The 24587-nt window shown below is 72.1% G+C and carries 19 protein-coding genes; 10 read left to right on the top strand and 9 right to left on the bottom strand.

Annotation, left to right across the window (positions count from 1 at the left end):
- Positions 1–112: 112 nt before the first annotated feature.
- Both ACZ61C_RS35120 and ACZ61C_RS35115 read right to left on the bottom strand, forming a co-directional pair.
- Positions 113–1132, bottom strand: a complete 1020-nt coding sequence (locus ACZ61C_RS35120) for a CobW family GTP-binding protein (protein WP_465312194.1) — start codon at positions 1130–1132, stop codon at positions 113–115.
- Entirely contained in the window at positions 1129–1485 is a 357-nt protein-coding gene (locus ACZ61C_RS35115; protein ID WP_465312193.1) for a hypothetical protein, read from the bottom strand. Before ACZ61C_RS35115 ends, ACZ61C_RS35120 begins: the two co-directional genes overlap by 4 nt.
- A gap of 84 nt (positions 1486–1569) precedes the next feature.
- Between ACZ61C_RS35115 and ACZ61C_RS35110 the strand changes: the two genes are divergently transcribed.
- The 3 genes from ACZ61C_RS35110 to ACZ61C_RS35100 all read left to right on the top strand — a co-directional run bounded on the left by ACZ61C_RS35110 (position 1570) and on the right by ACZ61C_RS35100 (position 4692).
- Positions 1570–2715: a nitric oxide synthase oxygenase gene (locus tag ACZ61C_RS35110; protein ID WP_465312354.1), complete on the top strand. Its 1146-nt coding sequence runs from the start codon at positions 1570–1572 to the stop codon at positions 2713–2715.
- Between the two features lie 94 nt (positions 2716–2809).
- Positions 2810–3316: a flavodoxin domain-containing protein gene (locus tag ACZ61C_RS35105; RefSeq protein ID WP_465312192.1), complete on the top strand. Its 507-nt coding sequence runs from the start codon at positions 2810–2812 to the stop codon at positions 3314–3316.
- Between the two features lie 80 nt (positions 3317–3396).
- On the top strand, positions 3397–4692 hold the full coding sequence (locus tag ACZ61C_RS35100; protein ID WP_465312191.1) for an MFS transporter: 1296 nt from the start codon (positions 3397–3399) through the stop codon (positions 4690–4692).
- A 1-nt stretch (position 4693) separates the two neighbouring features.
- On the opposite strand, the gene ACZ61C_RS35095 is transcribed toward ACZ61C_RS35100, so the two are convergent.
- From ACZ61C_RS35095 to ACZ61C_RS35085, 3 genes are read right to left on the bottom strand one after another with little or no spacing between them, the layout of a single operon-like run.
- Entirely contained in the window at positions 4694–6670 is a 1977-nt protein-coding gene (locus tag ACZ61C_RS35095; RefSeq protein WP_465312190.1) for a hypothetical protein, read from the bottom strand.
- A gap of 35 nt (positions 6671–6705) precedes the next feature.
- Positions 6706–7365 (bottom strand): response regulator transcription factor, encoded by a 660-nt coding sequence (locus tag ACZ61C_RS35090; RefSeq protein ID WP_465312189.1) that lies wholly within the window; start codon positions 7363–7365, stop codon positions 6706–6708.
- Positions 7366–7374: 9 nt separating this feature from the next.
- A complete protein-coding gene (locus ACZ61C_RS35085; protein ID WP_465312188.1) occupies positions 7375–8574 on the bottom strand; it encodes a sensor histidine kinase in 1200 nt (399 codons plus the stop codon).
- A 170-nt stretch (positions 8575–8744) separates the two neighbouring features.
- On the opposite strand from ACZ61C_RS35085, the gene ACZ61C_RS35080 reads away from it, so the two are divergent.
- On the top strand, positions 8745–9359 hold the full coding sequence (locus tag ACZ61C_RS35080) for an MmpS family transport accessory protein (RefSeq protein ID WP_465312187.1): 615 nt from the start codon (positions 8745–8747) through the stop codon (positions 9357–9359).
- 85 nt (positions 9360–9444) lie between these two features.
- On the opposite strand, the gene ACZ61C_RS35075 is transcribed toward ACZ61C_RS35080, so the two are convergent.
- Entirely contained in the window at positions 9445–10941 is a 1497-nt protein-coding gene (locus ACZ61C_RS35075) for a sialidase family protein (RefSeq protein WP_465312186.1), read from the bottom strand.
- Between the two features lie 116 nt (positions 10942–11057).
- Entirely contained in the window at positions 11058–12032 is a 975-nt protein-coding gene (locus ACZ61C_RS35070) for a YeiH family protein (RefSeq protein WP_465312185.1), read from the bottom strand.
- A 71-nt stretch (positions 12033–12103) separates the two neighbouring features.
- On the opposite strand from ACZ61C_RS35070, the gene ACZ61C_RS35065 reads away from it, so the two are divergent.
- The 3 genes from ACZ61C_RS35065 to ACZ61C_RS35055 all read left to right on the top strand — a co-directional run bounded on the left by ACZ61C_RS35065 (position 12104) and on the right by ACZ61C_RS35055 (position 15428).
- Positions 12104–13006: a LysR family transcriptional regulator gene (locus ACZ61C_RS35065; RefSeq protein ID WP_465312184.1), complete on the top strand. Its 903-nt coding sequence runs from the start codon at positions 12104–12106 to the stop codon at positions 13004–13006.
- 308 nt (positions 13007–13314) lie between these two features.
- The gene (locus ACZ61C_RS35060) at positions 13315–14337 is read left to right on the top strand and encodes a PadR family transcriptional regulator (RefSeq protein ID WP_465312183.1); all 1023 of its coding nucleotides are present in this window, start codon (positions 13315–13317) and stop codon (positions 14335–14337) included.
- Positions 14338–14396: 59 nt separating this feature from the next.
- On the top strand, positions 14397–15428 hold the full coding sequence (locus ACZ61C_RS35055; protein ID WP_465312182.1) for a class I SAM-dependent methyltransferase: 1032 nt from the start codon (positions 14397–14399) through the stop codon (positions 15426–15428).
- A 1-nt stretch (position 15429) separates the two neighbouring features.
- On the opposite strand, the gene ACZ61C_RS35050 is transcribed toward ACZ61C_RS35055, so the two are convergent.
- On the bottom strand, positions 15430–16749 hold the full coding sequence (locus ACZ61C_RS35050) for a M14 family zinc carboxypeptidase (protein ID WP_465312181.1): 1320 nt from the start codon (positions 16747–16749) through the stop codon (positions 15430–15432).
- A gap of 202 nt (positions 16750–16951) precedes the next feature.
- Between ACZ61C_RS35050 and folP the strand changes: the two genes are divergently transcribed.
- From folP to ACZ61C_RS35035, 3 genes are read left to right on the top strand one after another with little or no spacing between them, the layout of a single operon-like run.
- Entirely contained in the window at positions 16952–17815 is an 864-nt protein-coding gene (gene folP, locus ACZ61C_RS35045) for a dihydropteroate synthase (protein WP_465312353.1), read from the top strand.
- A complete protein-coding gene (locus tag ACZ61C_RS35040) occupies positions 17806–18573 on the top strand; it encodes a dihydrofolate reductase family protein (protein ID WP_465312180.1) in 768 nt (255 codons plus the stop codon). Before folP ends, ACZ61C_RS35040 begins: the two co-directional genes overlap by 10 nt.
- On the top strand, positions 18570–19112 hold the full coding sequence (locus tag ACZ61C_RS35035; protein ID WP_465312179.1) for a DUF6630 family protein: 543 nt from the start codon (positions 18570–18572) through the stop codon (positions 19110–19112). Before ACZ61C_RS35040 ends, ACZ61C_RS35035 begins: the two co-directional genes overlap by 4 nt.
- Here ACZ61C_RS35035 and ACZ61C_RS35030 read toward each other — a convergent pair.
- Entirely contained in the window at positions 19109–24580 is a 5472-nt protein-coding gene (locus tag ACZ61C_RS35030) for an ATP-binding protein (RefSeq protein ID WP_465312178.1), read from the bottom strand. The two genes, ACZ61C_RS35035 and ACZ61C_RS35030, sit on opposite strands and share 4 nt — an antisense overlap.
- Positions 24581–24587 lie beyond the last annotated feature (7 nt).

Below are 24587 nucleotides of genomic sequence, written 5' to 3'. Positions count from 1 at the left end.
TCGCCGCGATGAGCCAGGCCGCTTCGGCAGGCTGCCCCGCCGCGGATCGGGCGATGCGGTGCACTGGCTCAGGCACGTGGGCAGGACCGCGAGCGCCGCCGAACCAACGCTGTCAGGCCTCTTCGGGCAGGTAGCGGAGGATGTGCAGCAAGCCGCGCTCGTCCACCACTTCCGGGTCCGGCGCCAGGCACCCACCCAGCTCGGCCAGCACTGCATCGGTGTCGATCCCCGCGCCGATCAGGACCAGCTCCGTGCGCCGCGGGGCTCGCGGCGGCCACGCCGAACGCTCGAGCTGCACGAACCCGCCGACGGTGTGCAGGTGGAAGCGTGCGCGGGGCCCGGTCGGGCCGAAGTCGGCCTGGCCCTTCATCCGGTACAACCCGGCCGGGCGGCGCTCGAGGAACTCGACGAACGCCCGCGGCGCGAGCGGCGTCTCCGCGGTGAACGTGACCGACTGATAAGCCGCGTGCAGGTGCTGCGAGTGGTCGTGGTCGTCCTCGCGCAGGTCGTCGAACGACAGCTGGCCGATGCGGTCGCCGCGGGGCTCGGGGTCGAAGAACAGCCGCGGGTCGACGCGGCCGTGGTCGGTGACCAGCACCGGGCGGCCCGGCGCGAGCTCCTCGACCGTCGCGGTCAGCTTCGCCAGCGCCTCGGCGCCGACCCGGTCGGCCTTGTTCAGCACCACGACGTCGGCCAGCCGCAGGTGGTCGGCCAGCTCGGGGTGACGCTCGCGCGCGGCCTCGAACTCGGCCGCGTCGACCACCTCGGCCAGCCCGCCGTAGCGGATGTCCGGGTTCTCGCTCGCGATCATCAGCCGGATCAGGTCGCGGGGCTCGGCGATGCCGCTGGCCTCGACCACGATCACGTCGATGCCCGCCTCGGCCGACGACAACCGGCCCAGCATCGCGTCGAGCCCGCTGGCGTCGACGGCGCAGCACAGGCATCCGTTGCCGAGCGAAACCATCGTGTCGACCTGCCCGGCGACCGCGAGCGCGTCGACGTTCACGCTGCCGAAGTCGTTGACCACCACGCCGACCCGCGCGCCTTCGCGGTTCGCGAGCAGGTGGTTGAGCAGTGTCGTCTTGCCCGCGCCGAGGAACCCGGCGACGAGGACCACGGGAATCCGGCTCACCCGGCGACTCTAACGTCGTGCTCGCGCGCGCTGATACACGGGTGGCCGCCCCGGTGAAAGGCCGTCCGGCGAAAACCCACGAACAGACGAAAGCATTCCAGCGGGAAAGGATCACGTGCATTTACGTCGAGCACGTGATTGATTGACGGCAAATGCGCAGAGATATGTCCGAATAACGCTTGGTAGCAGTTATTTTCCCGGTGTTTCCGCTGCTGAAGACGGAGTTCCGTGATCGTCCGGAAGCTGTTCACGTCCGGTGGATTGCGTTCGGCGGAGCGGGGGATATCCTCCGCGGCCTGGCCGGAGGTGCTGCTGTGCAGTGACTTCCGGCCGTCGGCGTTGTCGGCGACCATCGGAGGAACGGTGAACCTTTCCGTCGGGATGCAGATCACGATTCCGGAGAGTGGGGGAGTACGGTGACGGTTACACCCGAGCGGGTGACGGTCCCGCTGTCGCTGTGTCCCCAGCGTGTCTCGGGGGAGCAGTCCGTCAATTCCGCGGAAGCGGAGGAATTCCTCGACCGGATGTTCGCCGAAGGCGCCGCCGAAGAGGGAGCCCGCTTCGAAACGCGGCTGACGGAGGTCCGCGCGGAAATCGCCGAAACCGGCACCTACCGCCACACCCCGGCCGAGCTGGCGTACGGCGCGCGCGTCGCGTGGCGCAACTCGGCGCGCTGCATCGGCCGGCTGTACTGGAACAGCCTGCGGATCCGCGACCGGCGCCGGGTCACCGACCCCGCCGCGATCGCCGGCGAATGCGTCGCGCACCTCCGCCAGGCCACCCGCAGCGGGCGGATCCGCCCGACCATCACGGTCTTCGCGCCGGACACCCCGGCCGTGCCGGGCCCGCGCATCCACAACGAGCAGCTGATCCGCTACGCCGGGTACCGCCTCGAAGACGGCTCGGTCCTCGGCGACCCGCGCTACACCGAGTTCACCGAGCGCGTGCGAAGACTCGGCTGGCGGCCACCGGAGCGAAGAGGCTCCTTCGACGTCCTCCCGTTGCTGGTCGAAGCGGTCCCCGGCGAGCCACGGCTGTTCACGCTCCCCGCGGACGCCGTGCTCGAGGTCCCGCTGACCCACCCCGACCACCGCTGGTTCGCCGGGCTGGGCCTGCGCTGGCACGCCGTGCCCGCGATCAGCGACATGCCGCTGGACATCGGCGGTGTCACCTACCCCGCCGCGCCGTTCAACGGCTGGTACCTCGGCACCGAGATCGGCGCCCGCAACCTCGCCGACGAGCAGCGCTACGACCTGCTGCCGGTCATCGCCGAGCTGATGGGCCTGGAGACCGGCTCGGAGCGCACGCTGTGGCGCGACCGGGCGCTCGTCGAGCTGACCCTGGCCGTGCAGCACTCCTTCGACGCCGCCGGCGTCACGATGGCCGACCACCACACCGAGTCGCGGCGGTTCCTGTCCCACCTGGAGCGTGAGGAGCGGGCCGGGCGCGGGTGCCCGGCCGACTGGAGCTGGATCGTGCCACCGCTGTCCAGCGGTCAGACCGCGGTGTTCCACCGCTACTACGACGAGCCCGACCCCGCGGCCCGGCCGGCGTTCCTGCCCCCGGAGGGATCCGCCGGGTGACGTGCACGCACGCAGAGCAGCATGGGAGCGCCCGTTCGGCGGATCGTGACCGGCCCACGGCGCAGCCCGGCGCGGGAAGGCCGACAATGGACCCATGCAGGCAGTCCTCGTCGCCTACGCCGGGCGCCACGGCGGAACCCGGCAGATCGCCGAGGTGATCGCCGCGGAGCTCGGCGAAACCGGCCTGACCGTGGACGTGCGCGACGCCGCCGACGTGGCCACCGTGGACCACTACGCCGCGGTCATCGTCGGCAGCGCCCTGTACTACCACCGGTGGCGGCCGGAAGCCGTCCGGCTGCTGGAGCGCAACGCACGGGAGCTCGCCGAACGGCCGGTGTGGCTGTTCCACAGCGGACCGTGCGGCCCGGGCGCGGCGACCCACCAGGTCAGCCTGCCGGCGAACGTGGCGCTGCTGGCCGCGCGCATCGACGCCGAGCGCACCGCGACGTTCGGCGGCAAGCTCGACCCGGCGACCGTGCGCGGGCTGGTCCCGCGCCTGATGGCGTCGGGGCGGCGCGCGGGCGACTTCCGCGACTGGGACCGGATCAAGGCCTGGGCGCGCGACGTCGGGCGCCGGGTCCGCACCCGCGTCACGCTCTGAGGGCTCTTGCCCGCGCGGGGTGGTGAGTGCTACACCGTGCCTGAGGTCTTCCGGTGAGGAACCGACGGGACGGGGCGAACGTGACGGATCGGCAGGCGGCGGCGGAACCAGCCAAGAAAGCGCTTACATCGGATCAGCGCAACGCGTTCCTCGCGGCGCTGCTCGGCTGGAGCATGGACTCGTTCGACTACTTCCTCGTGGTGTTCGTCCTGGCCGACATCGCCAAGGACAAGTCGTTCGGCGCGACGGCGACGCAGCTGGCGTTCATCACGACGGCCACCCTGGTGATGCGCCCGGTGGGCGCGCTCCTGTTCGGCCTGTGGGCCGACCGGGTGGGCCGGCGGATCCCGCTGATGGCCGACGTCCTGCTGTACTCGGTGGCCGGCCTGCTGTGCGCGTTCGCGCCGAACTTCACCGTGCTGCTGGTGCTGCGGTTCGTCTACGGCATCGGTATGGGTGGCGAGTGGGGGCTGGGCGCGGCGCTGGCGATGGAGAAGATCCCGGTCGCGCGGCGCGGGTTCTTCTCGGGCCTGCTGCAGGTCGGGTATTCGATCGGGTACCTGCTGGCCGCGCTCGCGTACCTGCTGTTCCACTCGGCGCTGAACCTCGAATGGCGCTGGATCTTCGTGCTGAGCATCTTCCCGGCGCTGATCAGCCTGCTGATCCGCGCGCGCGTGCGTGAGTCGGAGGTCTGGGAGACCACGCGCGAGAAGCTGCGCGTGACGCGCACGTCGGTGAAGGACGTGCTGCTGAACGGGAAGGTGATCCGCCGGTTCGGGTACCTGGTCCTGCTGATGACGGCGTTCAACTGGATGAGCCACGGCACGCAGGACGTCTACCCGAGCTTCCTGAAGGCCCACGACAACGGCGGCGCGGGCCTCAGCGCGTCGACGAGCACGTGGATAGCGGTGCTGTACAACGTCGGCGCGATCATCGGCGGCCTGACGTTCGGCACGCTGTCGGAGCGTTTCGGCCGCCGCCGCACGATCGTGCTGGCGGCAGTGCTGGGCCTCCCGGTGATCCCGATCTTCGCGATCGACCACGGCGCGGGCATGCTGGCACTGGGTTCGTTCCTGATGCAGATCATGGTCCAGGGCGCGTGGGGTGTGATCCCGGCCCATTTGACGGAGATGTCTCCTGATGCGATCCGCGGGTTCTACCCGGGGGTGACTTATCAGCTGGGGAACCTGCTGGCGGCGTTGAACCTGCCGATCCAGCAGGCGATCGCGGAGTCACACGGGTACACGTCGGCTCTCGTGTGGACGGTGGCGCCGGGGTTGGTGGCGGTGGCCGTGTTGACGGCGATCGGGAAGGAGGCTAAGGGGATTCGGTTCGGGGAGTCGGCCGTGAGTACAGCGCCGGCGGGAGCGAAGTGAGTTACTGCTTGAAGGTCTTCAGCAACTCGGATGCCCGGGTGCGACCGGTTTCGGTGGCGTACCGGAGTAGGTCGTTGACCGCTTCGCGTCTTTCCGCCGCAATGAGGTAGGCGGCGAAGAACTGGAGGCTGACGAGGTTCTCGGCATCGATAGCGTTCGTTGAGGCATCGGTGAATTCGCGGAATCGATCGATATCGACGAGCCACTGGGCGATGGCCGCCAGGCTTTCGGTCTTGCCGCCGCGCGCAGCGTGCCTCAGGAGCGCGGCGCTGAGCATCGAGTTCGGCTCCAGTACGTAGAGCACTCTGGTGACGATGGGGCCGCTGTTGTGCTCCACCGCGTAATGAGCGATATCACTCAGCTGATCGACGCCGAGCTTGTTCTCGACCCCGGCCATGACCTCGATGATCGTATCTTCCGGTCCGTGGTCGATGGCAAAGATGGCCAGAGCGTGAAGGTCTTCCGATCGGGTGGCGAGAGTCGGGGCAAGTGCGAGGAAAGTCTTGCCTCGAGAGTTCTCGATCGCTTGACGGGCGACAACGATGATCTCCTCGAAGACTTCGTTGAGTTCAAGCCCCACGGCGACCCGAAGCAGAGTTTCCTTGTCCTCGTACTGTGCTGCTTCATGGAGCATGTCATTGACCTCGGCAAGGCGTCCTATCTTGACCATGGTCAAGGCTCTCAGGGTGAGCGCGTCGTTTCCGGCGCGCCGAAAGAACCGTTCCGCCACCTCGAACCGGTCGGCCCGATAGGCGGCCGAGCCGACCGCGACCAGGTTCTGCTCCGAACCGAGTGAGAACAACACGTCCCAGACGCGATCAAGAACCGGTGCGTCGCCGAGTGGGCTGTCGCCTTCCTGGGCCCGGTCGAGCAGGTAGTCGGAAGCCAGGAACGTCCCGTCCGGCCGCGGCTGCAGGCACGAACTCGCCCCCAGCACCGGCCGCGCGGCCCACTCCAGACCCTCCTCCACCGAAGGCAGGTCACCCCGCTCCCGCCACGGCCCCGGCAGATAACCGCGGTACAGCTCGGCCAGCACCTCCCGGGGCAGGGAATCCGGACACCCCGCCCGCCGGCAGTCGACCGCCGCGCTGATCAGCGCCTGCCCCACGTAAAACACCGGGCTGTCGCCCACGGACCAGCGCTGCATCATCGGCGTCCCGGCCGCCAAATACTCCGCGAACCCCTCGGAAGCCGTCAACGCCCGGCCGATGCGTGGGTCGTGGGCCTCGGCCGCCCGGGCCGACTCCGCCGGTGTCAAATGCTGCTTGATCATCACCAAATGGCTCGGCGGGATCGATGCGATCACGTCGGCCGCCGCCTGGTTGATCGCGCCGTCCAGGGTTCGGTGGGCGGCCAGCTCGTTGTCGCGGATCGTGGCCACCGCGCACGCCGAGGGGCCCATTCGCTGCAGCAGCCCGACATCGAGACCGCCCGGTACGAGGAAACGCTCCAGGTCGTCGAGCCACACCACCGTGTCGGTGAGCGGCTCCGAGGACTCGACGATCTTCCGCAACGCCGGGCCGTCGAGCGGCACGAGCAGGGCGTGACCCGGACGCAGGCGGCGCAACGCCTCCGCCGCCGCCCGGCTCTTGCCCGCCGCGGCGCGGCCGTGCAACAGCACCAGGCCGCCGCCGGCGATCGCCCACTCCAGGTCCTCGTCGCGGTCGCGCGGGACGTACCCCGGGAGGTCCTCGCTGCGGAACGTGTCCATCGCCCGCTTGACCCGCAACGCCAGCAGGGACACGTCCGCGACCTTCGGCAGGCGCTCGCCGCCGTCGAGGTGGAGTGCGCGGCCCTGGTAGACGCTGCGCTCGGCTTCCGCGTGCGGGGCTCGTTGCCTCCGCAGCTCCAGCAGGGTGAGCCCGAGTGCGGCCAGTGCCGCGAGCCAGCTCAACGCTTCGACCGTCCGGCGGACCGGGCCGCCGTCCGCCACCAGCCAGCTCAGCCACCCCAGCCGCAGCGCCACCAGGACGAGCACCGGCACCAGGATGGCGACGCCGCGGCGGACCCACCTCACGGCGAGACGAGCCCGGCCTCGTAGGCGAAGATCGTCAACTGGACCCGGTTGCTGACGTCGAGCTTCGCGAACGTCCGCGTGATGTGCGTCTTCACCGTCGCCTCGCTGAGGAACAGCTCCGCCGCGATGTCGGCGTTCGGCTTGCCCTGGGCGACCGCCGTGACGATCTGGCGTTCGCGGTCGCTCAGCAGCTCCAGCTTGCCCAGGGCCCGCGTGCGGCGCGGGTTGGCGCGGGACGCCACGAACTGGCCGATCAGCTGCTTCGTCGTGCGCGGGGACAGCATCGCGTCGCCGCCGGCCACCACCCGGACGCCCTCGATGATCTCCTGTGGTGAACCCTCCTTGAGGAGGAACCCGCTCGCGCCCGCCGCCAGGGCCTCGAACACGTACTCGTCGAGGTCGAACGTCGTGAGGATCAGGACCTTCGGCGGCCGCGGCTGGGCCAGCACCGCCGCCGTCGCCGCGAGGCCGTTCATGCGGCGCATCCGGATGTCCATGATCACCACGTCCGGCGCGTGCCGGGCGACCTGCTCGACCGCCTCGTCGCCGTCACCCGCTTCGCCGACCACCGCCAGGTCGGGGGTGCTGCCGAGGATCATGGACAGCCCGGTGCGGACCAGCGGGTCGTCGTCGACGAGCAGTACGCGCACGCTCACCCGCCCATGCTAGGGCGCGGTCGCCGCCCAGGGCAGCCAGGCCTGCAGGACGAACGTCCGGTCGTCGACCGGGCCCGCCGAGAGGGTGCCGCCGAGCAGGGAGACCCGCTCGTTGACCCCGGTCAGACCGGTGCCCGAACCGGGTGAGGGCACCGGGTGCGGCGGCAGCGGGTTGGCGACCTCCAGCAGCAGGCCCGTGCCCGGCCCGCCGCGGACGGCGACCTCGGCGGACGCGCCCGGCGCGTGCCGGAGGACGTTGGTGAGCGCCTCCTGCAGGATCCGGTAGGCGGCCGTGCCGAGCGGCGCCGGGGCCGCCGACGCCTGGTCGAGCAGGATCGTGACGTTGACGGTGAGCCCGGCCTTGCGGGCGCCGTCGACCAGGTCGGGGATGGCGGCCAGAGTCGGCTGGGGCGGCTCGGCGGGCCCGCCGGCCGGCCGGTCGCCGAAGCCCGCGCCGCGCAGCGCACCGATCACGTGCCGGAGGTCGTCGAGCGACTGCCGGGCGGTCGTCCGCACGGTCTTGGCCGCCTCCGCCGTGCCGGGCGACGTCCCGGAAGTGACCTCGAGCGCGCCCGCCTGCAGGGACAGCAGTGACAGCCGGTGCCCGAGGACGTCGTGCATCTCGCGGGCGATCCGGGCCTGCTCCTCGCGCCGCGCCACCTGGTCGCGCATCACGTCGTTCTCGACGATCCGGCGGCGCGTCTCGGCGATGTTGTGGCGCACGAGCCCCAAGGTCAGCGGGACGGCGGTGAACACCGCCGCGGTGATCAGGATGCCCGCCAGCTTGGCGCCCGCCGGCGCGGCCGAAACCCACATCCCGGCCAGCGACATGTCGGCAGGGCGGTCGACGTCGCGCCACACCGCCATGATGGTCGCGGCGAAGACGAGCGCCGTCGCGCCCCACCGCCGCCAGCCGGTGAACCGGGTCGTGAGCGCGGCGAGGGCGATCAGCGCGGGCAGGGAGTCCGCCCGCAGCAGCAGCGGAGGCACGATCGCGACGCCGGTGACGACCAGTGGCCAGCGGTGGCGCCAGACGAGCAGGACCGTCGCGCCGACCCCCAGGAACCAGCCGAGGATCGCCCCCACCGACGGCCGCAGCTCGTCGGAGTCCGGCAGGCTGATGTCCAGCGCCATGTAGCCGAAGCCGACGATGACGCACGCGATGACCGCGAGCACGGTGCTCACCACGCGCAGCACGGACCGTTCCATGGGGGCAAGAGTACGAGGCCGCCGCCGCGCGTCCGTCAGCCGTTCCGCTGGTTCACCCGGCCGCGGGTGACGACTTTTGTCGTACCCCGGGCGAGGCCTCCGGACGACGCGGGGCCGGCCGCGCCGCTGGTTTCCTGCTCGTCGTCAAGCAGAGGCGAAAGGACACCCCGATGACCGACCAGATCCCGCTTCAGCAGTATCCGGCGCCCCAGCCCCAGCAGGCGCCCCCGCGCAACGGCCTCGGCACGGCGGGGTTCGTCCTCGGCCTGCTGGGACTGGTGCTCTCGCCGATCCCGTTCGTCGGCGTGGCCGCCTGGCCCCTGGTGGTGCTCGGCCTGGTCCTGTCCGCCGTGGGCGTGGCCAGAGCGCGGGCCGGGAAGGCCACCAACCGGGGGCTCGCGATCGCCGGCGTGGTCGTGTCGGTGCTCGGCCTGGTGGTGAGCGTCCTGTGGGTGGTCGTCATCGGGAAGGCGATCGGCGACGTCCAGGACCAGGCGACCCAGCACCACACCATCGTCTACGAGGTGAGCGGCGCGGCCAAGACCGCCGACGTCGACTACAGCACCTTCGGCGACCACACGATCCTGGTCAACACCGAGCTCGGCGCCGCGGTGCCGTGGACGAAGACGGTCGAGGCGACGGGGTTCCTCGACGGCGCCCAGTTCGCCGTGACCACCGGCGCCGACGGCGGCTCCGTCACCTGCAAGGTCGTCGTCGACGGCAAGCAGACGAAGACGGCGACCGCGTCGGGACCGTCGGCGAAGGCGGACTGCGCCGGGTTCTGAAGCCCCGTGCCGTCCGGACGAGGGGGCCGGACGGCACGGAAATTCGGGGGTGGGACCCGGCCAGGGGGCGGGTCCCACCCGCGGCTCAGCCGCAGTGCTCGAACTCGCTGTCGAAGGCGGCGCCGCCGGTCGCGCCGCCCCACTTGACGCACTTGTCCGCCGCGGCCGCCTTGAGCGGGCCGGCGAACCAGGAGAACGAACCGGAATCCGTCTGCCGCGCCGCGCCCTTGACCTCCAGGTAGGCCGAGGTCGCCGTGGCCGTACCCGAGGAGGTGCTTTTCATCGTGGTGACACAGTTCTGGCCGTTGCTCGCGTTGTAGGACAGGTAAACCGTGCCTGCGGTGCCGAGCGGCTTCGAGTCGATGACGCCGAAGCCGGCACCGCAGGCCGGGGCGCCGAGGGCGGCTTCGCTGACCGTGGCGTACCGGATCGTGTCGTTGGCGTGCAGTTCGGGCCCGGCCTCGAACAGCACACCGGCCGAAGACTGGGAAAGCTGCACCATGTCCGAATAGGCCGCGTCCTGGCCCCAGACGAGCAGGCTGTCCGCGGTGCCGGTCCAGTTGGCGCCCTCGTCGAAGGACGAGTGGACCCGCAGCTGCTTGCGACGGTCGCAAGTGGACGGTGCCGCGAACAGGATCCGGTTGTACTTGCCGCCGGTGTCGGTGGCGCTCATCCGGGCCGTCGAACCCTCGACGGTCGGGGCGACGAGGTCGGTGGCGAAGGCGAACTTCGAGCTGAAGGTCTCCCCGCCGTCCGGGCTGATCGCGAAGGCGCGGTTGCGGGTGCCGTCGGCGAGGCACTTGTCACCGTCGTTGGCCTGGTTGCGGGCGGCGGCGTAGACCCGGCCGTCCTTCAGCTCGGTGACGCTGATCTCCTGCGGGTTCATCGCGGTCGTCGTCGGCGTGTCGGTCGCCCCGCGGTGCCAGGTGGAGCCGTTGTCGTCGCTGTAGACCAGCGCACCGGTGTCCTTCCCGCCGGTCGTCCAGCTCACCCCGGCCACGAGCCGGCCCTGGTGCTCGCCGCGCGTGAGCACGATCCCGTGCGACGGCCCGGTGGCCAGCCAGCCGGGTGCGCTCGCGAAGCCGAGCTCCGAGGTCAGCACCTTCGGCGCGCCCCACGTCTTCCCGTTGTCCTCGCTGATCGACACGCGCGGGATCCGGCCGCAGGCGGGGTTGGTGTAACACTGCATGGTCGAGAGCAGCACCACGCGGTTGCTGCCCGGGATGACGATCGGCGCCGGGTTGCCCTTCGTGTCGCCGTTGGCCTTGATGACGGTCTGCAGCGCGCTCCAGGTCTTGCCGCCGTCGGTCGAGCGCTTCAGCACGAGGTCGATGGCGCCCAGGTCGTTGCACACGCTGGCGCCGGCGTTGCGGCCTTCGGCGAACGCGAGCAGCGCGCCGTCGTTGGCCTTGACGATGGTGGGAATGCGGTAGCAGTCGTGGCCCTCGGTGTTCTTGGTGAACACCAGCGTGCTGGCCACGTCGGCCTGCGCGGTGGCGGCACCGACGGCCGCCGGGACGGCGAGGGCGGCGCACCCCAGCAGCCCGGCCAGCAGGCCTCTGGCGATCCGGGTGAAGTTCACGGGTTCTCCCTGTGGCTCGTTCTACGTCCTACGTCTCGGCAGTAGCGTCGACCGGGCCCGTACAAGAGCTGTATAAACGCGCGTATAACGTCCTATACCTAGCTGAAAGGGAAACATCAGGTGAACGCGGCGAGCGTCCCGAACCCCGTCGCCAGCACCAGAAGCGTGGACAGGAGCCCCAGGAGCAGGGCCCGGCCGCCACCGCGCAGCAGCGGGCCGAGCCGGACCGCGCAGCCGAGCCCGAACAACGCCCCGGCGAGCAGGAGTGTCGACGCGGTCTTGGCGACGTCGAGCGCGAACGCCGGGACGAGCCCGGTGCTGCGGACCGCGACGAGCGCGAGGAACCCGAGCACGAACAGCGGCACAAGCGGCGCCGAGCCGCCGCGGCGTGTGCGTTCGGTGGCGCCGACGATCGCGACCACCGGGGCGAGCAGCACCACGCGGCTGAGCTTCACGACCACGGCGATCGTGACCGCGGCGGCGCCCGCGGGCCCGGCTGCCGCGACGACCTGCGCGACCTCGTGCACCGAGATCCCGGCCCAGCTGCCGGTCCGGGCCGCGTCCAGGCCGATCCAGCGGGCGAGCAGGGGGAGCACGCCGAGGGTCAGGCTGCCGTAGCAGGTGACGAGCGCGACGGCCGTGGCGACGTCTTCGTCGTCCCGCTCGACGACGCCTTCCATCGCCGCGATCGCCGACGCGCCGCAGATCGAGAACCCGGTGGCGACCAGCAGGGCGAGCCCGCGCGGCACGCGGACCAGCCGGCCGAGCCCGAGGGTGCCGAGGAAGGTGACCACGACCGTCAGGACCACGGCGGCGAGCGTGCCGGGGCCGAGCGCGAGGACCGTGGGGATCGCCAGCTGGAGCCCGAGCAGCACGACCCCGGCGCGCAGCAGGCGTTTCGTGACGCGCGCGACGGCTTTCCGGAGGTCGTCGGTCAGCACCGGTGTGCTGCCGACGACGATGCCCAGCACAACGGCGACGGTGAGCGCGCCCAGCACCGGCCAGGCCGAGCTGAGGGTGTAGGCCGCGACGACGCCGAGCCCGGTGATCGCGAGGCCGGGGAGAACCGGCTTTGCCGTCGTGAGTGCCATGCTGCCCAGCGTCGCCGCCCGCGGCCGCTTCCGGTAGCCGGCGAGTGGTGCTCAGGTCATAGAGTGAGGCTATGACCGGACCGGATCTGGACTCCCTGCGCCTGCTGGTGCTCGTCGACGACCTCGGCAGCATCGGCCAGGCGGCCGGCGCACTCGGTATCGCCCAGCCGTCGGCGAGCAAGCGGTTGTCCACTTTGGAGAGACAGCTGGGACTGTCCCTGGTGGACCGCACCCGCCGCGGCTCGGCACTGACCCCGGACGGCCGGGTGATCGCGGGCTGGGCGCACCGCGTACTGGCCGAAGTGGACGGACTGCGCACCGGCGCGGAGGCCCTCCGCACCCAGCGCGGCGCCCAGCTGAGGGTGGCGGCGAGCATGACGCTCGCCGAGCACTTCGTCCCGGCGTGGATCGGCGAGGTGAAGCGCACCGGGCCGGACACCTACGTCGGGCTCGAGGTGGTGAACTCCGAGCACGTCGCGGAGCTCGTCTTGGGCGGGCGCGTGGACCTGGGGTTCGTCGAGTCGCCGGGCCCGTGGCCGGGGCTGGCGACCCGCCGGGTGGCGACGGACCGCCTGGTGGTCGTGGTCCCGCCCGGCCACCCGTGGGCGCGCCGCCGCCGCCCGCTGACGGCGGCCGAGCTGGCGGCGACGCCGCTGGTGGTGCGGGAGCCGGGGTCGGGAACCCGGGAGACGGTGGAGGCGGCGCTGCGGCGAGCGGGGGCCGGGCCGGTGAAGCCGTTGCTGGAGCTGGGATCGGCTTCGGCGGTGCGGAACGCGGTGATTTCGGGCGCGGGGCCGGCGGTGATCAGTGATCTTGATGTGGTGCGGGAGGTCGCGGGCCGGCGGCTGGCGCCGGTGGCGGTGGAGGGGGTCGAGCTGGGGCGGGTGCTGCGGGCGGTGTGGCCGGCGGGGAGAAGGTTGGCGGGCCCGGCGGCGGAGTTGCTGGCGTTGGCGGTGAAGTCGGGGGTGGCTTGAGGTGGGCCGCGGCGGCCGGGCTGATGGGCAGCCGGGACGGGTTGAGGTGGTCGCGGTGGAGCTGGGGCGGCCGGACTGATGGGGGAGCCGGGGTTGCTTGGGGTGTGCCGCGGGGTGGTGGCCGGTTCGGTCGGCTGAGGTGCTGCTGCTGCGGCGCGGCTTGAGGTGTGCGCAGGTGCCGAGCACTCCGATCGGGGCCGATGCCGCGATCTGGCGCGGCTGTCGCCCGGCCTGCCTTGCGAGCGATCCAACGGCGATATATCGTCGAAGTGTCGGCGATACGAACTACCGAGGAGGCAGGCATGGAAATGAGCGCTGGAGCAGGGCGGATGTTCGGCGGGTTCGGGGGCGCCGGGCCGTTCGGCGGGCCCGGGCACGGCCACGCTCACGATCACCCGGGGCACGCGGGAAGTCGCGGGTTCCACCCGGGCGGGCGTCCGGACCTCAGGCTGGGCGGCCGCGGCCACCCGGGCGGAGACCACGAGCCGGGCGGCCACCCGCTGAGTGGCCTCGGGCATCCCGGCCCCGAGCTGGGTGAGCATCCGATGAGCGGCCGCGGGCACCCTGGCCCCGAGCCGGGTGGCCACCCGCTGAGCGGCCGTGGGCACCCGGGGTACGAGGCCGGTGACCACCCCGGCCACGACCACCCCGGCCACGACCACCCCGCTCACGACCACCTCCCCGGCCACGAAGACTGGGACGGCGCCCCCGACCTGGCCCGCGGCGGCTTCCCGCCCCACCCGCCGCAGCCACCGGGCGCACCCGGTTTCCCCGGCTTTCCCGGCGGCCCCGGCTCCTTCGGCGGCCCCGGCGGCTGGGGCGGCGGTGGCCCCTGGCAGCGGGTGAAGGAGTTCCGCGGCGGACGGCCCGCCGCGCGGCCCGTGCGTCCCGCCGTGCTGGCTCTTCTTGCCGAGGAGCCGATGCACGGCTACCAGCTCATGCAAGAGATCCGGCGCCGCACGCACGATCGGTGGCGGCCGAGTCCCGGGTCCGTCTATCCGATCCTGCAGCAGCTGGAAGACGAAGGCCTCGTCCACACCGCCGAAACCGGCGGCCGCCGGGTTGCCGAGCTGACCGACGCCGGGCGGGAACACGTCGCCGGGCGGGAAGCCGAGTTCGCCGCCCTCTGGGAAGAGCCCGAGGAGGAGCCCGGGGCCGACCGGTTCGCCGCCCTCTGGCGCGCGCTCGGGGAGCTCTCCGGGGCGGCCGCGCAGGTCGGGTACAGCGGCAACGAGGCGCAGGTCGCCGAGGTGAAGAAGATCCTCGCCGACGCGCGGCGCCGCGTTTACGCCGTTCTGGCCGATGCCGGGCTCGAGGACGAAGAAGCCTGACCACCGGGAGCGGACCGTCCGAAGTGGACGGTCCGCCCCGAGGGGTACGCTCGGGCCGCATGGAAGAAAAGGACTTCGCGGCGCACCTCACGGCCACCATGACCGGCAGCGCGCTCACCATGCTCATCGGCCTCGGCCACCGCACCGGGCTGCTCGCCGCCGCGGCCCGCGGCCCCGCCACCAGCGCCGGGCTGGCCGAGCGGGCCGGGCTCGAGGAGCGTTATGTCCGCGAGTGGCTGGGCGCCATGGTCACCGGCGGCGTCTTCACCCACGCCGCGGGGGAGTACACCTTCCCGCCGGAGCACGCGAAGTTCCTGCTCGGCGAGACCGCGGCCAACCTGATGCCGTCCCTGCTGACGCTGTCGGCCTTCACCGGCATCCTGCCTGACCTCGAACGCTGCTTCGCCGACGGCGGCGGCGTCCCGCGCTCGGCCTACGGGCCGCACCTCGAAGCGCTCGGCGCCCGGACCGGCGACAGCTGGCGGCACATCTACCGCGAGCACCTCGTGGACGGCTTCTTCGGCGCCGTCCCCGAGCTCACCGAGCGGCTCACCGCCGGCGCTCGGGTGCTCGACCTCGGGTGCGGCACCGGGCACGCCGTCTCCGTCGCCGCCCGCGCCTTTCCCGCGTCGCGGTTCACCGGGCTGGACATCGTTCCCCGCGTCGTCGAGCAGGCGCGGGAGACGAACGCCGGGCTGCCGAACGCCGAGTTCGCCGTCGGGGACGCCGCGGAGCTGACCGGCGACTTCGACGTCATCACCGCCTTCGACGCCATCCACGACCAGGACCGCCCCGACGTCGTGCTGCGCCGGATCCGTGGTGCGCTGAAGGACGACGGCCTGTTCTTCATGGTGGACACAAACTTCTCCAGCCACGTCGAGAAGAACGTCGGCAACCCGCTCGCCGCGCTGTGCTACTCGATCAGCCTGATGTACTGCACCACGACGTCGCTGGCCGAGGGCGGCGCCGCGCTCGGTGCGATGTGGGGCACCGAAACAGCAAGGGAAATGCTGGCGGACGCGGGGTTCCGGCACGTCGACGTGCTGGCGTCCCCGCGTCCGCAGAACTGCATCTACGCGTGCCGGCCGTGAGTCACTGCTGGTACGGCGCCGCCGCGGCCTTCGCGGCCGTGACGAGCGCGCCCTTGTTCTTCGGCCAGAAAGTGCTGTCCACGCAGGTGTAGCGCGGCAGGAAGCCGCCGCAGGTGCCGCTCGAGCCGCCGACCTCGAACGTCACGCTGGCGACGCCGAGCTCGCCGTAGGTGAAGTCGTCGGTGGTGCCGCTCGTGTCGTACCCGACGGTCTCTTCGTTGGTGCCGACGAGGTAGCCGTTGGACGCGGCGTACTTCGCGCCGAGCTTGCGGTACTGCGCGTCGTTCGGCGAGGTGGCCTGCGTGAAGCCCCACGGGATGATGATGTCGTTGCCGTAGCTGTGCAGCGTGATCATCGTGCCCTTGGCCGTCGACGGCGCCGGGTCGTTGTTGCCGGTGCCGCGCTGGTCCGGGAAGATCGCGCGGGCCAGCTTCTCCAGCGCCTGCGTCTCCGGCTCGGAGCCGGCGCTCACGCCCTGGTAGGTCTCGGAGCACGCGGAGTTGGAGTCGCCGCCCCACTTGAACGTCGAGTTCCGGTTGAGGTCGATGCCGATGTTCGTGCCGGTGCAGCCGCCGCGGGTGTTGTTGGCGTTCTTGCGCTGCAGCTTCGGCGAGTTCCCGCCGGAGGCGACGATGTCGACGCCGTCGGGGTTCGAGATCGGCACCACCCAGACCTCGGTGGTGTCCAAGATGGACTTCGCGGTGGCGTCGGTGGCGTAGCCGTCGGCGAGGTAGTCGATCCAGCGCCAGGCGAGCTCGCCGGTGGACAGCTCACGCGCGTGGATCTGGGCCATCAGGAAGAACTTCGGCTTCTTCGACGTCGTCGAGAGCGTGCAGTCGCCGGTCTGCTTCTTGGTCAGGCAGATGGCCTGGACGTCGTGCCCACCCTGGCCCTTGGTCTTCTTCCACGACTGGCCGATCGTGTACTTCGTGGCCAGGTCGGGGTGCGCGGCGGCGACGGCCGTCAGGTGGTTCTCGTGCGCGGTGACGGTGCGGTACCCGCCGTAGAAGGTATCGGCCGCCAGGGAGTTCGCCTGCGCGGGCAGTTCTTTGTAGACGGTGTCGAAGAACGACGGCCGGTAGCCCAGCGCCCGCAGCCGGTTCGCGACGGCCTGGCCGCCGACGACGAGCGCGGCGCCCGCGTCGCCCTCCTCGACGTCGAACCCGGCCGCGGTCAGCGCCTGCGCCTGGGCGGCGGTGGCGGGGACGCGCCAGAACACGGGGGTGTCGGCGGGCTGCGCGGCCGCGGTGCCGCCGAGCAGGGCGGACAGCACGACCCCGGTGGCCGCCAGGGCGAGCCGGGACAGGGACCTTGACGCCATCGGGGAGCTCCTCACGGACGCACGGATGGAGGTTCGGCCCGGGGCTCTCGGTCACCGGACCGGCACGCACAGTGTGTCGGCGCGGACAAAACCGCCATACCCCCGAAAGTCGCGAAACCGGTCGCGCCCGGCCCCGCGGCGCCGCCCTCACTATGCTCGGAGGCGGTCAGATCCGATCTTCGTCCGGGGGTGCCGCTTGCCGATCCACGATCTCGTCTTCCGGGGCAAACGCCTCACCAGCGACCACGCGCTGGTGATGGCGATCGTCAACCGGACCCCGGACTCGTTCTACGACAACGGGGTGACGTACCTGGAGGAGCGCGCGCACGCCGCCATCCGCAAGGCGCTCGAGGACGGCGCCGCGGTGATCGACATCGGGGGTGTGCCGGCCAGCCCGGGCCCCGAGGTCACGGTCGCCGAGGAGATCGCCCGGGTGGTCCCGACCGTCGAATGGGCCCGCGAGCACTTCCCGGACGTCGTGATCAGCGTCGACACCTACCGCGCCGAGGTCGCCGACGCGGTGTGCCGGGCCGGCGCCGACCTGATCAACGACAACTGGGCCGCCTACGAGCCGGAGATCCTCGACGTCGCGGCCGAACACGGCGCGGGTTACATCTGCGCGCACGTCGACGGCCTCGACCCGCGCACCGACCCGGTGAAGCCGCAGTACGACGACGTCGTCGCGTCGGTCGTGCAGGACACCACGGAGCTGGCCGAACGGGCGGTCGCGAAGGGCGTGCCGCGCGGGGGCGTGATGATCGACCCCTGCATCGACTTCTCGAAGAACACCCACCAGTCGCTGACCATCCTGCGGAACGTCGACAAGCTGGTCGCCACCGGCTGGCCGGTGCTGATGGCGCTGTCCAACAAGGGGGTGGTCGGCGAGACGCTCGACGTCGGCATGGACGACCGCGTCACCGGCACCCTCGCCGCCACCGCGCACGCGGCCGCGCAGGGCGCCGCGATGTTCCGGGCGCACCAGGTCCGCGAGACGCGGCACGTGACCGAGATGATCGCGAGCATCGTCGGCACCCGCCCGCCCAAGAACGCCGTGCGGTGGCTGTGAACCCGCCGACCCCGCCGATCCGCCAGATCTGGCCGCCGGAAGCCGGCCGCGAGCTCGGCACGGAAGACCTCGAAACCCTCTACCGCTTCCCCGACGTCGCGAAGTGGCTGGTCGTCAACTTCGTGTCGAGCACGGACGGCGCGATCACGGTCGCCGGCCGGTCCCGCCCGCTGTCCACCGAGCCCGACCGGGTCGTCTTCAAGCTGGGCAGCGACCTCGCCGACGTGGTCCTGCTCGGCGCCGGGACCGCGGTGATCGAGGAGTTCGACGGGGTCCACCCGGACCCGGAGACCGCGGACCGGCGCCGCCGGCACGGGCTCGAGCCGATCCCGCCGATCGCCGTCGTCACCACGGGCCGCGCCCTGCCGCCGGACGCGCCGGTGCTCACGCGGGCCGCGGTGCCGACGATCGTCATCACCTGCGAACGGGCCCCCGGTGGCCTGCGCGACGCCTGGGCGGCGGCGGGTGCCGACGTCATCGTCGCGGGTGACGACGCGGTGGCGCTCGACGTCGCCGTGGCCGCACTGACCGAGCGGGGCCTACACCGGATCGACTGCGAAGGCGGGCCGCGGTTGTTCGGCTCGCTGGCCGAAGCGGGCCTGGTCGACGAGTTCCGGCTGACCGTCGCGCCGTTCCTGGTGGCCGGCACGGCCGACCGGGCCGCGATGGGCGGCCTTTTCGACCCGGTGGAGCTCGACCTGGCCACCGTCTTGACCGATGGCGCGAGCCTCCTGACCCGATACCTGGTGCCCCGATGAGCGCTCGTGCCGCCCTGGTCGCCGTGGCCGCCCTGCTGGCCCCGGACCTCCCGCAGGTCGGCGCGCGCGCCGCGGCCGCGCACGACGACCCGGACGCCTACGTCGCCGAGCACGCCGACCGGCTCGAAGACCGCGGCATCGACGAGCCGTTCCCGGGCCTGGCCTGGATCGCGCTGGTGGACGCGCTCGACGACCACGGCCTGCTGGCCGAGGTGGACTGGAAGGAGGCGGCGGACGAGATCGTCGGCCGCCTGCGGGCCCTGCGGTCCGCGCCGCCGTCGGACGAGGCCTGGGCGGGGCTCGCGGAGTCGGACCTGCCGACGTACGAGTTCCTCGAGACGGCGGGGGACCGGCTGGCCGGCCACGGCACCGCGCTCGCCGTCCTCGACATCGAGTCCGACTGCTACCCGCTGGTCCTGCTGCCGGCCGCGCGGGCCGGTGAGCTGGGCGGGCTGGCGAAGGCGGCCGGGTTCGAAGCCGCCGTTCTCGGGCATGAGCCGGGGCCGGCCACCGTGGTGACCGGCCCCGGAGCTCCCTAGCGCTTCAGGCCGTGCTCGATGGCCTCGATGATCCGCGGCCGCAGCTCGGCCGCGCTGATGATCGCGTCGACCGAACCGACCTCGACCGCGCGCTGGATGCTGTGCACCCGGTCGAACTCCGCGGCCACTTCGTTCACCTTCTCCGCGCGGACCGACGACTGGACCTCGGCGACGCGGGCGTTGAGCGCGGCCCGCTCGGCGCCGGCGGCCGTCGAGGCCTGCGCCTGCAGCTCGGTCACCCGCGGGTCGTTCGCCGTGCGGTTGTTCACCTCGCCGGCGAACACCACCGCCGCCGCGGGCGCGCCGCCCAGCACCGAGGCGAACGAGCCTTCCAGCGCCAGCACCGTCATGTTCGGGTTGAGCGTCTTGGAGAACACGACGAACGCGCCGCCGTGGTACCGCGAAATCACGGTGAACACGATCGGGCCCTCGAAGTTGACGATCGCCCGGCCGATCTCCGCGCCGTACTCCAGCTGCAGCTTGCGCAGCGACTCCGGCGAGCCGTCGAACCCGGACAGGTTCGCCAGCACCACCAGCGGCCGGTTGCCCGACGCCGCGTTGATCGCCCGCGCCGTCTTCTTCGACGACCGCGGGAACAGCGTGCCCGCGGTGTAGGTGTCCGGGCCGTCGGTGGGCGGGAAGCCGCGGCGCGGCACCGAACGCGACTCGATGCCCACCAGGCAGACCGGGCGGCCGCCGATGTGCACGTCCTGCACCGCCGACGTCTCCGCGTCGGCCATGCCCGCCCAGCGCTCCAGCACCGGGTGGTCCTGGTCGGACAGCGCGCGCATCACCGTGCGGATGTCGAACGGCTTCTTGCGGTCCGGGTTGTGCTCGGCCGAGAAGATCTCGCCGACGGTCGTGAAGTCGCTGCCGACGATCGCGTGCGGGTACGACGAGACGTCGCGGGTGGCGGGGTCGTTGGTGGCCGTCTTGCGCGGCCCGGTCTCCCCCGGCACGACGTAGGTGTGGTCGTAGTGCGCCATCAGCACGTCGCGGGCGGCCGGCAGGTTCGGCGCCCAGTACTGCGCCTGGCCGTTCGGGCCCATCACGCGGTCGTAACCGCCGATGCCGAAGTTGTCCTCGGCCGACACGCCACCGGAGAAGTCCAGTGCCTGCTTGCCGGTCAGCACCATCGCCGAGTCCGGCGTCATGACCAGGATGCCCTTGGTGTGCATGAGCATCGTGGCTTCGGCGTTCCAGTACGGCTGGGCGCCGACGTTGATGCCGTTGACGACGATGTTGATCTCGCCGCCGTCCTGGGTGAACGTGACGATCCGCTTGAGCGCCGCGCCGACCCAGTCCATGTTCTCGGTGCCCGAGGACATCGAGATCCGCGCGCCCGAGGAGAGCGCGAACCACTCGAGCGGCACCTGCATCCGCTCGGCCAGGTCGAGCGCCGCGATGACGCGCGAGCACTCCGGCTCGGACAGCGCACCCAGCGACTTCGTCGGGTCGCCGAGCAGCACGACCCGCGTGACGCCTTCGGGGTGCCGCTCGGTCACCGTCGTGACGACGCCGGCGACGATCGCCGCGGTGTTCTTGCCCTTCGGCCGGTCGACCGGGACCAGCTCGGTCGAGCCGTCGAAGTCGTGCTCGACGAACGAGCCCTCCGGGCCGGCGAGCAGCTCGGTCAGCTCGTACGGGTAGACGTTGCCGCGCCGCGCGGCGCGCTGCACCTTCAGGCGGTACTCGTCCAGCGGCCGGACCGGCTCGGTCGAGGGCGGCCCGACGTGCAGCCGCGCGCCGTTGCCGGGGTCGAGGGTGATCCGGACGGCGAGCTCGGTCAGCTTGCCCGCCTCGGTGCGCCGCCGGCCCAGGAACTGGACCTCCTCCAGGCCCGCGCCGACCGACGTCGGCCGGATGCGCTGGACGAGCGTGTTCAGCTCGTCGGTGGTCAGCTCCGTCTGCGGCCAGACGTACATCATGATCCGGTTGGTGTCGTAGCGCTTGTTCTGCGGCCGCTGCGCCTGGATGTTGCGGATCGCGTCGAGGCAGGCGGTGACCGCGTCCTCGAGCGCGGGCAGCGCGACCAGCCGGCCGTCGGCCTCGCGCAGCGGGGTCAGGTCGCGGACCTGGCCCATCGCGATCAGCCGCTCGTCGGCCGGGTTGCTCTTGGCGGCCGCCTTGAACAGGTAGATCTCCTCGTCCGCCGACGGCAGCCGGGTGAGGTCGAACTCGCGCAGCCGCTCCAGCTGCAGCCGCTGCGCGATCTGCGGGTGCAGGCCGCGGATCAGCCGGTCTTCCGCGAAGCCCGCGCCCTCACGCAGGAACGTGAAGTGGTGGTGCATCACTGCGCCGCCGGTGCCGGCCACGGTGACGACGACCCGGTGCACCTCCGCCGGCAGCGGGTGCTCGGCCAGCAGCGCCCCGAGCCGGGCCGCGGTCGCGTCCGCGTCGGGCTGGTCCTCCCAGCGCAGGTACAGGTCGGCGACGACCCCGTCGGTGGCGACCTCGCCGAGCGCGCCCAGCGCGGCGGGCAGGTCGGCGATGTCGACGGCGGTGGTGACCAGCGGCAGCACGCCGTCCGGGCGGTTCAGCCGGGCGGTCAGCCAGCGGTGGCCCGCGACGTCGCGCACCACGACGTCGGAGAGCCGCCGGTTGCCGTAGTAGCGGCGGGTCAGCACCTCGAGCAGCGGCGCGTGGTCGCAGCCCGGGCGCCCGATCCGCTGGCCGATCAGCCGGACGAGCGGCTCCGAGCCGGTGATCATGGCCTGGATCCGCTCGGCGCGGTCCGGCGCGTCCGGGTTCCGGTCGAGGTAACGCAGCTCGGTGCGGACGGCGGCGTAGACCTCGGCGCGGTGGCGGCGCAGCAGCGGCTGGGCGAACCAGCGGAAGACCACCCCGCGCGCCAGGTCGGACACGGCGGGGAACCGCACCTGCGTCGCCTCGACCAGGTGCTCCAGCGTGAGCCCGGCGCGCTCGCTGAGCGACTCCGCCGGCGGCGCCCCGGTCAGCCACTGCCGCAGCAGCTCGGAGACGACGGCGATGTCGGCCGCCATCCGCTGCTGGGCCAGGAAGATCCGGAAGACCGCGGCCTCCAGCTCCGGGGTGCGGTCGAGGTCGGTGACGCCGTAGTGCCCGAGCACGCGGCGCAGCTTCGCCTGGAAGCCCTCGGTGACCCCGGCGCGCTCGACGTCGAGGCTCTGCAGGTAGCTGTGGAAGAACTCGCGGGCGCTGTGCACCGAGCTGTCGGGCTCGGTGTCGAGCTCGCCGCCCGGGGTGTTGCGGCTCAGCTCGGACAGGTCGGCGAAGACGGTGAGCAGCTCCAGCTCGCCCTCGACCGGCCGGTTGCCCAGCTCGGCCCGGGCTTCCCCGTAGGCGACGAGGAGGCGCTTGCGCTCGGCCGGGTCGACGTCGAAGCCGAGCAGCAGGCTCCGCAGGTCCTGCTGGCCGCGGTCGACGCGCTCGGCGGCCGAGACCTCCGGCGGCGCGGCCGGCAGGTCGATCTCGACGGTCTCGCCGCTGTCGGCGGCCTCTTCCTCGGCGCCGTCGGCCAGCGGCTCCAGGCGCATCAGCGGCGCCCCGGTTTCCACCTGGCTGCCGACCGACACCGGGCACTCGCGGACCCGGGCGCGGAACGGCGCACGCAGCACCGTCTCCATCTTCATGCTCTCCAGCACGAGGATCGGCGCGTTCGCCTCGACCTCGTCGCCGACGGACAGCGGTGTCGCGACCACCAGCGCGGGGGCGGGGGAGCGGACGACGCCGCCCTCGTCTCGGCTGACGCGGTGGGTGACGCCGTCGACCTCGACGAGGTGGATCGGGCCGTGGGTGGCCGACACGAGCCGGAAGCGGCGGCCGTTGACGTGGATCTGGCCGCTGTGGGCGTCGAACCGGCTGATCTCGACGTCGGCGTGGTGCACGTCCGAGCCGCCGGCGGAGATGCCGACGCGGAACCGGCTGCGTCCGGCCCTGGCCACGCTCACGCGGTAGCCGACCCCGCGCAGCTTGAGGTCGAGCGGGCGGCCGGTCTCGTGCTGCACCTGCGGGCGCCCGCCGTGCGCGGTGGCCAGCAGCCGCTGGACGGAGACCTCTTCCTCGTCCTGGTAGGCCTCGATGGCGGCCGCGGCGAGCGCGATCGCGGAGTGCCGGTGGGTGACCAGGCGGCCCTCGGCGCGGACGCGGTCGATCCAGCCGGTGTCGGCGCTGGCGTCGATCACCTCGGGCTGGTCGAGCAGGTCGAGCACGAAGCTCTTGTTGGTCGCGCCGCCCTCGATGATCACGACCGTCTCGGCCATCGCGCGACGGAGGCGGGCGAGCGCCTCGTCGCGGTCGCGGCCGTAGGCGATGATCTTGGCGATCATCGAGTCGAAGTCGGCGGGGATGGTGTCGCCTTCGCTGACTCCGGTGTCGACCCGGATGCCGGGGCCGGCGGGCAGCGCCAGCCGCGCGATGCGGCCGGGGGAGGGGGCGAAGTCGCGGTCGGGGTCCTCGGCGTTCAGGCGCGCCTCGACGGCGTGGCCGCTCTCGCCCGGCTGGTCGCCTTCGAGCTTGCCGCCACCGGCGACGTGCAGCTGCAGCTTGACCAGGTCGGTGCCGGTGGTGATCTCGGTGATCGGGTGCTCGACCTGCAGGCGGGTGTTGACCTCGAGGAAGGCGAACAGCTTCTCGCCCGGGTGGTAGAGGAACTCGACGGTGCAGGCGCCGCGGTAGCCGACCTTGACGGCGAGCCGCTCGGCCGAGGCCTTCAGCTCGGCCGTCTGCGCCGGGCCGAGGACCGGGGACGCGGACTCTTCGATGATCTTCTGGTTGCGCCGCTGCACCGAGCAGTCGCGGACGCCGAGCGCCCACGCCGTCGCGCCGTCGGAGATCACCTGGACCTCGACGTGCCGCGCGCCGGTGACCAGGCGCTCCAGGAACACGACACCGGAGCCGAACGCGCGCAGCGCCTCCTGGCTGGTGCGCTCGTAGGCGTCGGCGAGGTCCTCGCCGGAGGCCACCATGCGGATGCCGCGCCCGCCGCCGCCCGCGGTGGCCTTGAGCATCAGCGGGTAGCCGATCTCGTCGCCGGCGCGCAGGGCGTCTTCGAGGGTGGCGACCTCGCCGCGGCTCCACGGCGCGACCGGGACGCCGACCTCTTCGGCGATCAGCTTCGCGCCGATCTTGTCGCCGAGCTTGCGCATCGCGTCCGCGCTCGGCCCGACGAAGGCGACACCGACCTTCTCGCACAGCTCGGCGAAGGCGGGGTCTTCGGCGACGAAGCCCCAGCCGACCCACGCGGCGTCGGCCTTCGTCTCGACGAGCGCCCGCTCCAGCTTGGCGAGGTCGAGGTACGGCCGGGCGGACGCCGGGCCGAGGTCGTAGGCCAGGTCCGCCTCACGGACGAACGTGGCCGTGCGGTCGGCGTCGGTGTAGAGGGCGACCGTCTCGATCCGCGTCCCGGTTTCCGCCGACAGATCCCGGACGGCGTGGATGAGCCGCATCGCGGCCTCTCCGCGGTTGACGATGGCGACACGACTGAACACCGGCTGA

Source organism: Amycolatopsis sp. NPDC104587, assembly GCF_055583645.1.
The sequence above is the reverse complement of the archived record's forward strand: the minus strand, read 5'-3'. Positions and strand labels throughout refer to the sequence as shown.

Excerpts from the sequence above, each read along its gene's own strand:
- ACZ61C_RS35115 (WP_465312193.1), bottom strand. The coding sequence starts at position 1,485 with ATGGTCGCCGACAACGCCGACGGCCGGAAGTCACTGCACAGCAGCACC.
- ACZ61C_RS35105 (WP_465312192.1), top strand. The coding sequence starts at position 2,810 with ATGCAGGCAGTCCTCGTCGCCTACGCCGGGCGCCACGGCGGAACCCGG.
- ACZ61C_RS35085 (WP_465312188.1), bottom strand. The coding sequence starts at position 8,574 with ATGGAACGGTCCGTGCTGCGCGTGGTGAGCACCGTGCTCGCGGTCATC.
- ACZ61C_RS35080 (WP_465312187.1), top strand. The coding sequence starts at position 8,745 with ATGACCGACCAGATCCCGCTTCAGCAGTATCCGGCGCCCCAGCCCCAG.
- ACZ61C_RS35070 (WP_465312185.1), bottom strand. The coding sequence starts at position 12,032 with ATGGCACTCACGACGGCAAAGCCGGTTCTCCCCGGCCTCGCGATCACC.
- ACZ61C_RS35065 (WP_465312184.1), top strand. The coding sequence starts at position 12,104 with ATGACCGGACCGGATCTGGACTCCCTGCGCCTGCTGGTGCTCGTCGAC.
- ACZ61C_RS35060 (WP_465312183.1), top strand. The coding sequence starts at position 13,315 with ATGAGCGCTGGAGCAGGGCGGATGTTCGGCGGGTTCGGGGGCGCCGGG.
- ACZ61C_RS35055 (WP_465312182.1), top strand. The coding sequence starts at position 14,397 with ATGGAAGAAAAGGACTTCGCGGCGCACCTCACGGCCACCATGACCGGC.
- ACZ61C_RS35050 (WP_465312181.1), bottom strand. The coding sequence starts at position 16,749 with ATGGCGTCAAGGTCCCTGTCCCGGCTCGCCCTGGCGGCCACCGGGGTC.
- ACZ61C_RS35035 (WP_465312179.1), top strand. The coding sequence starts at position 18,570 with ATGAGCGCTCGTGCCGCCCTGGTCGCCGTGGCCGCCCTGCTGGCCCCG.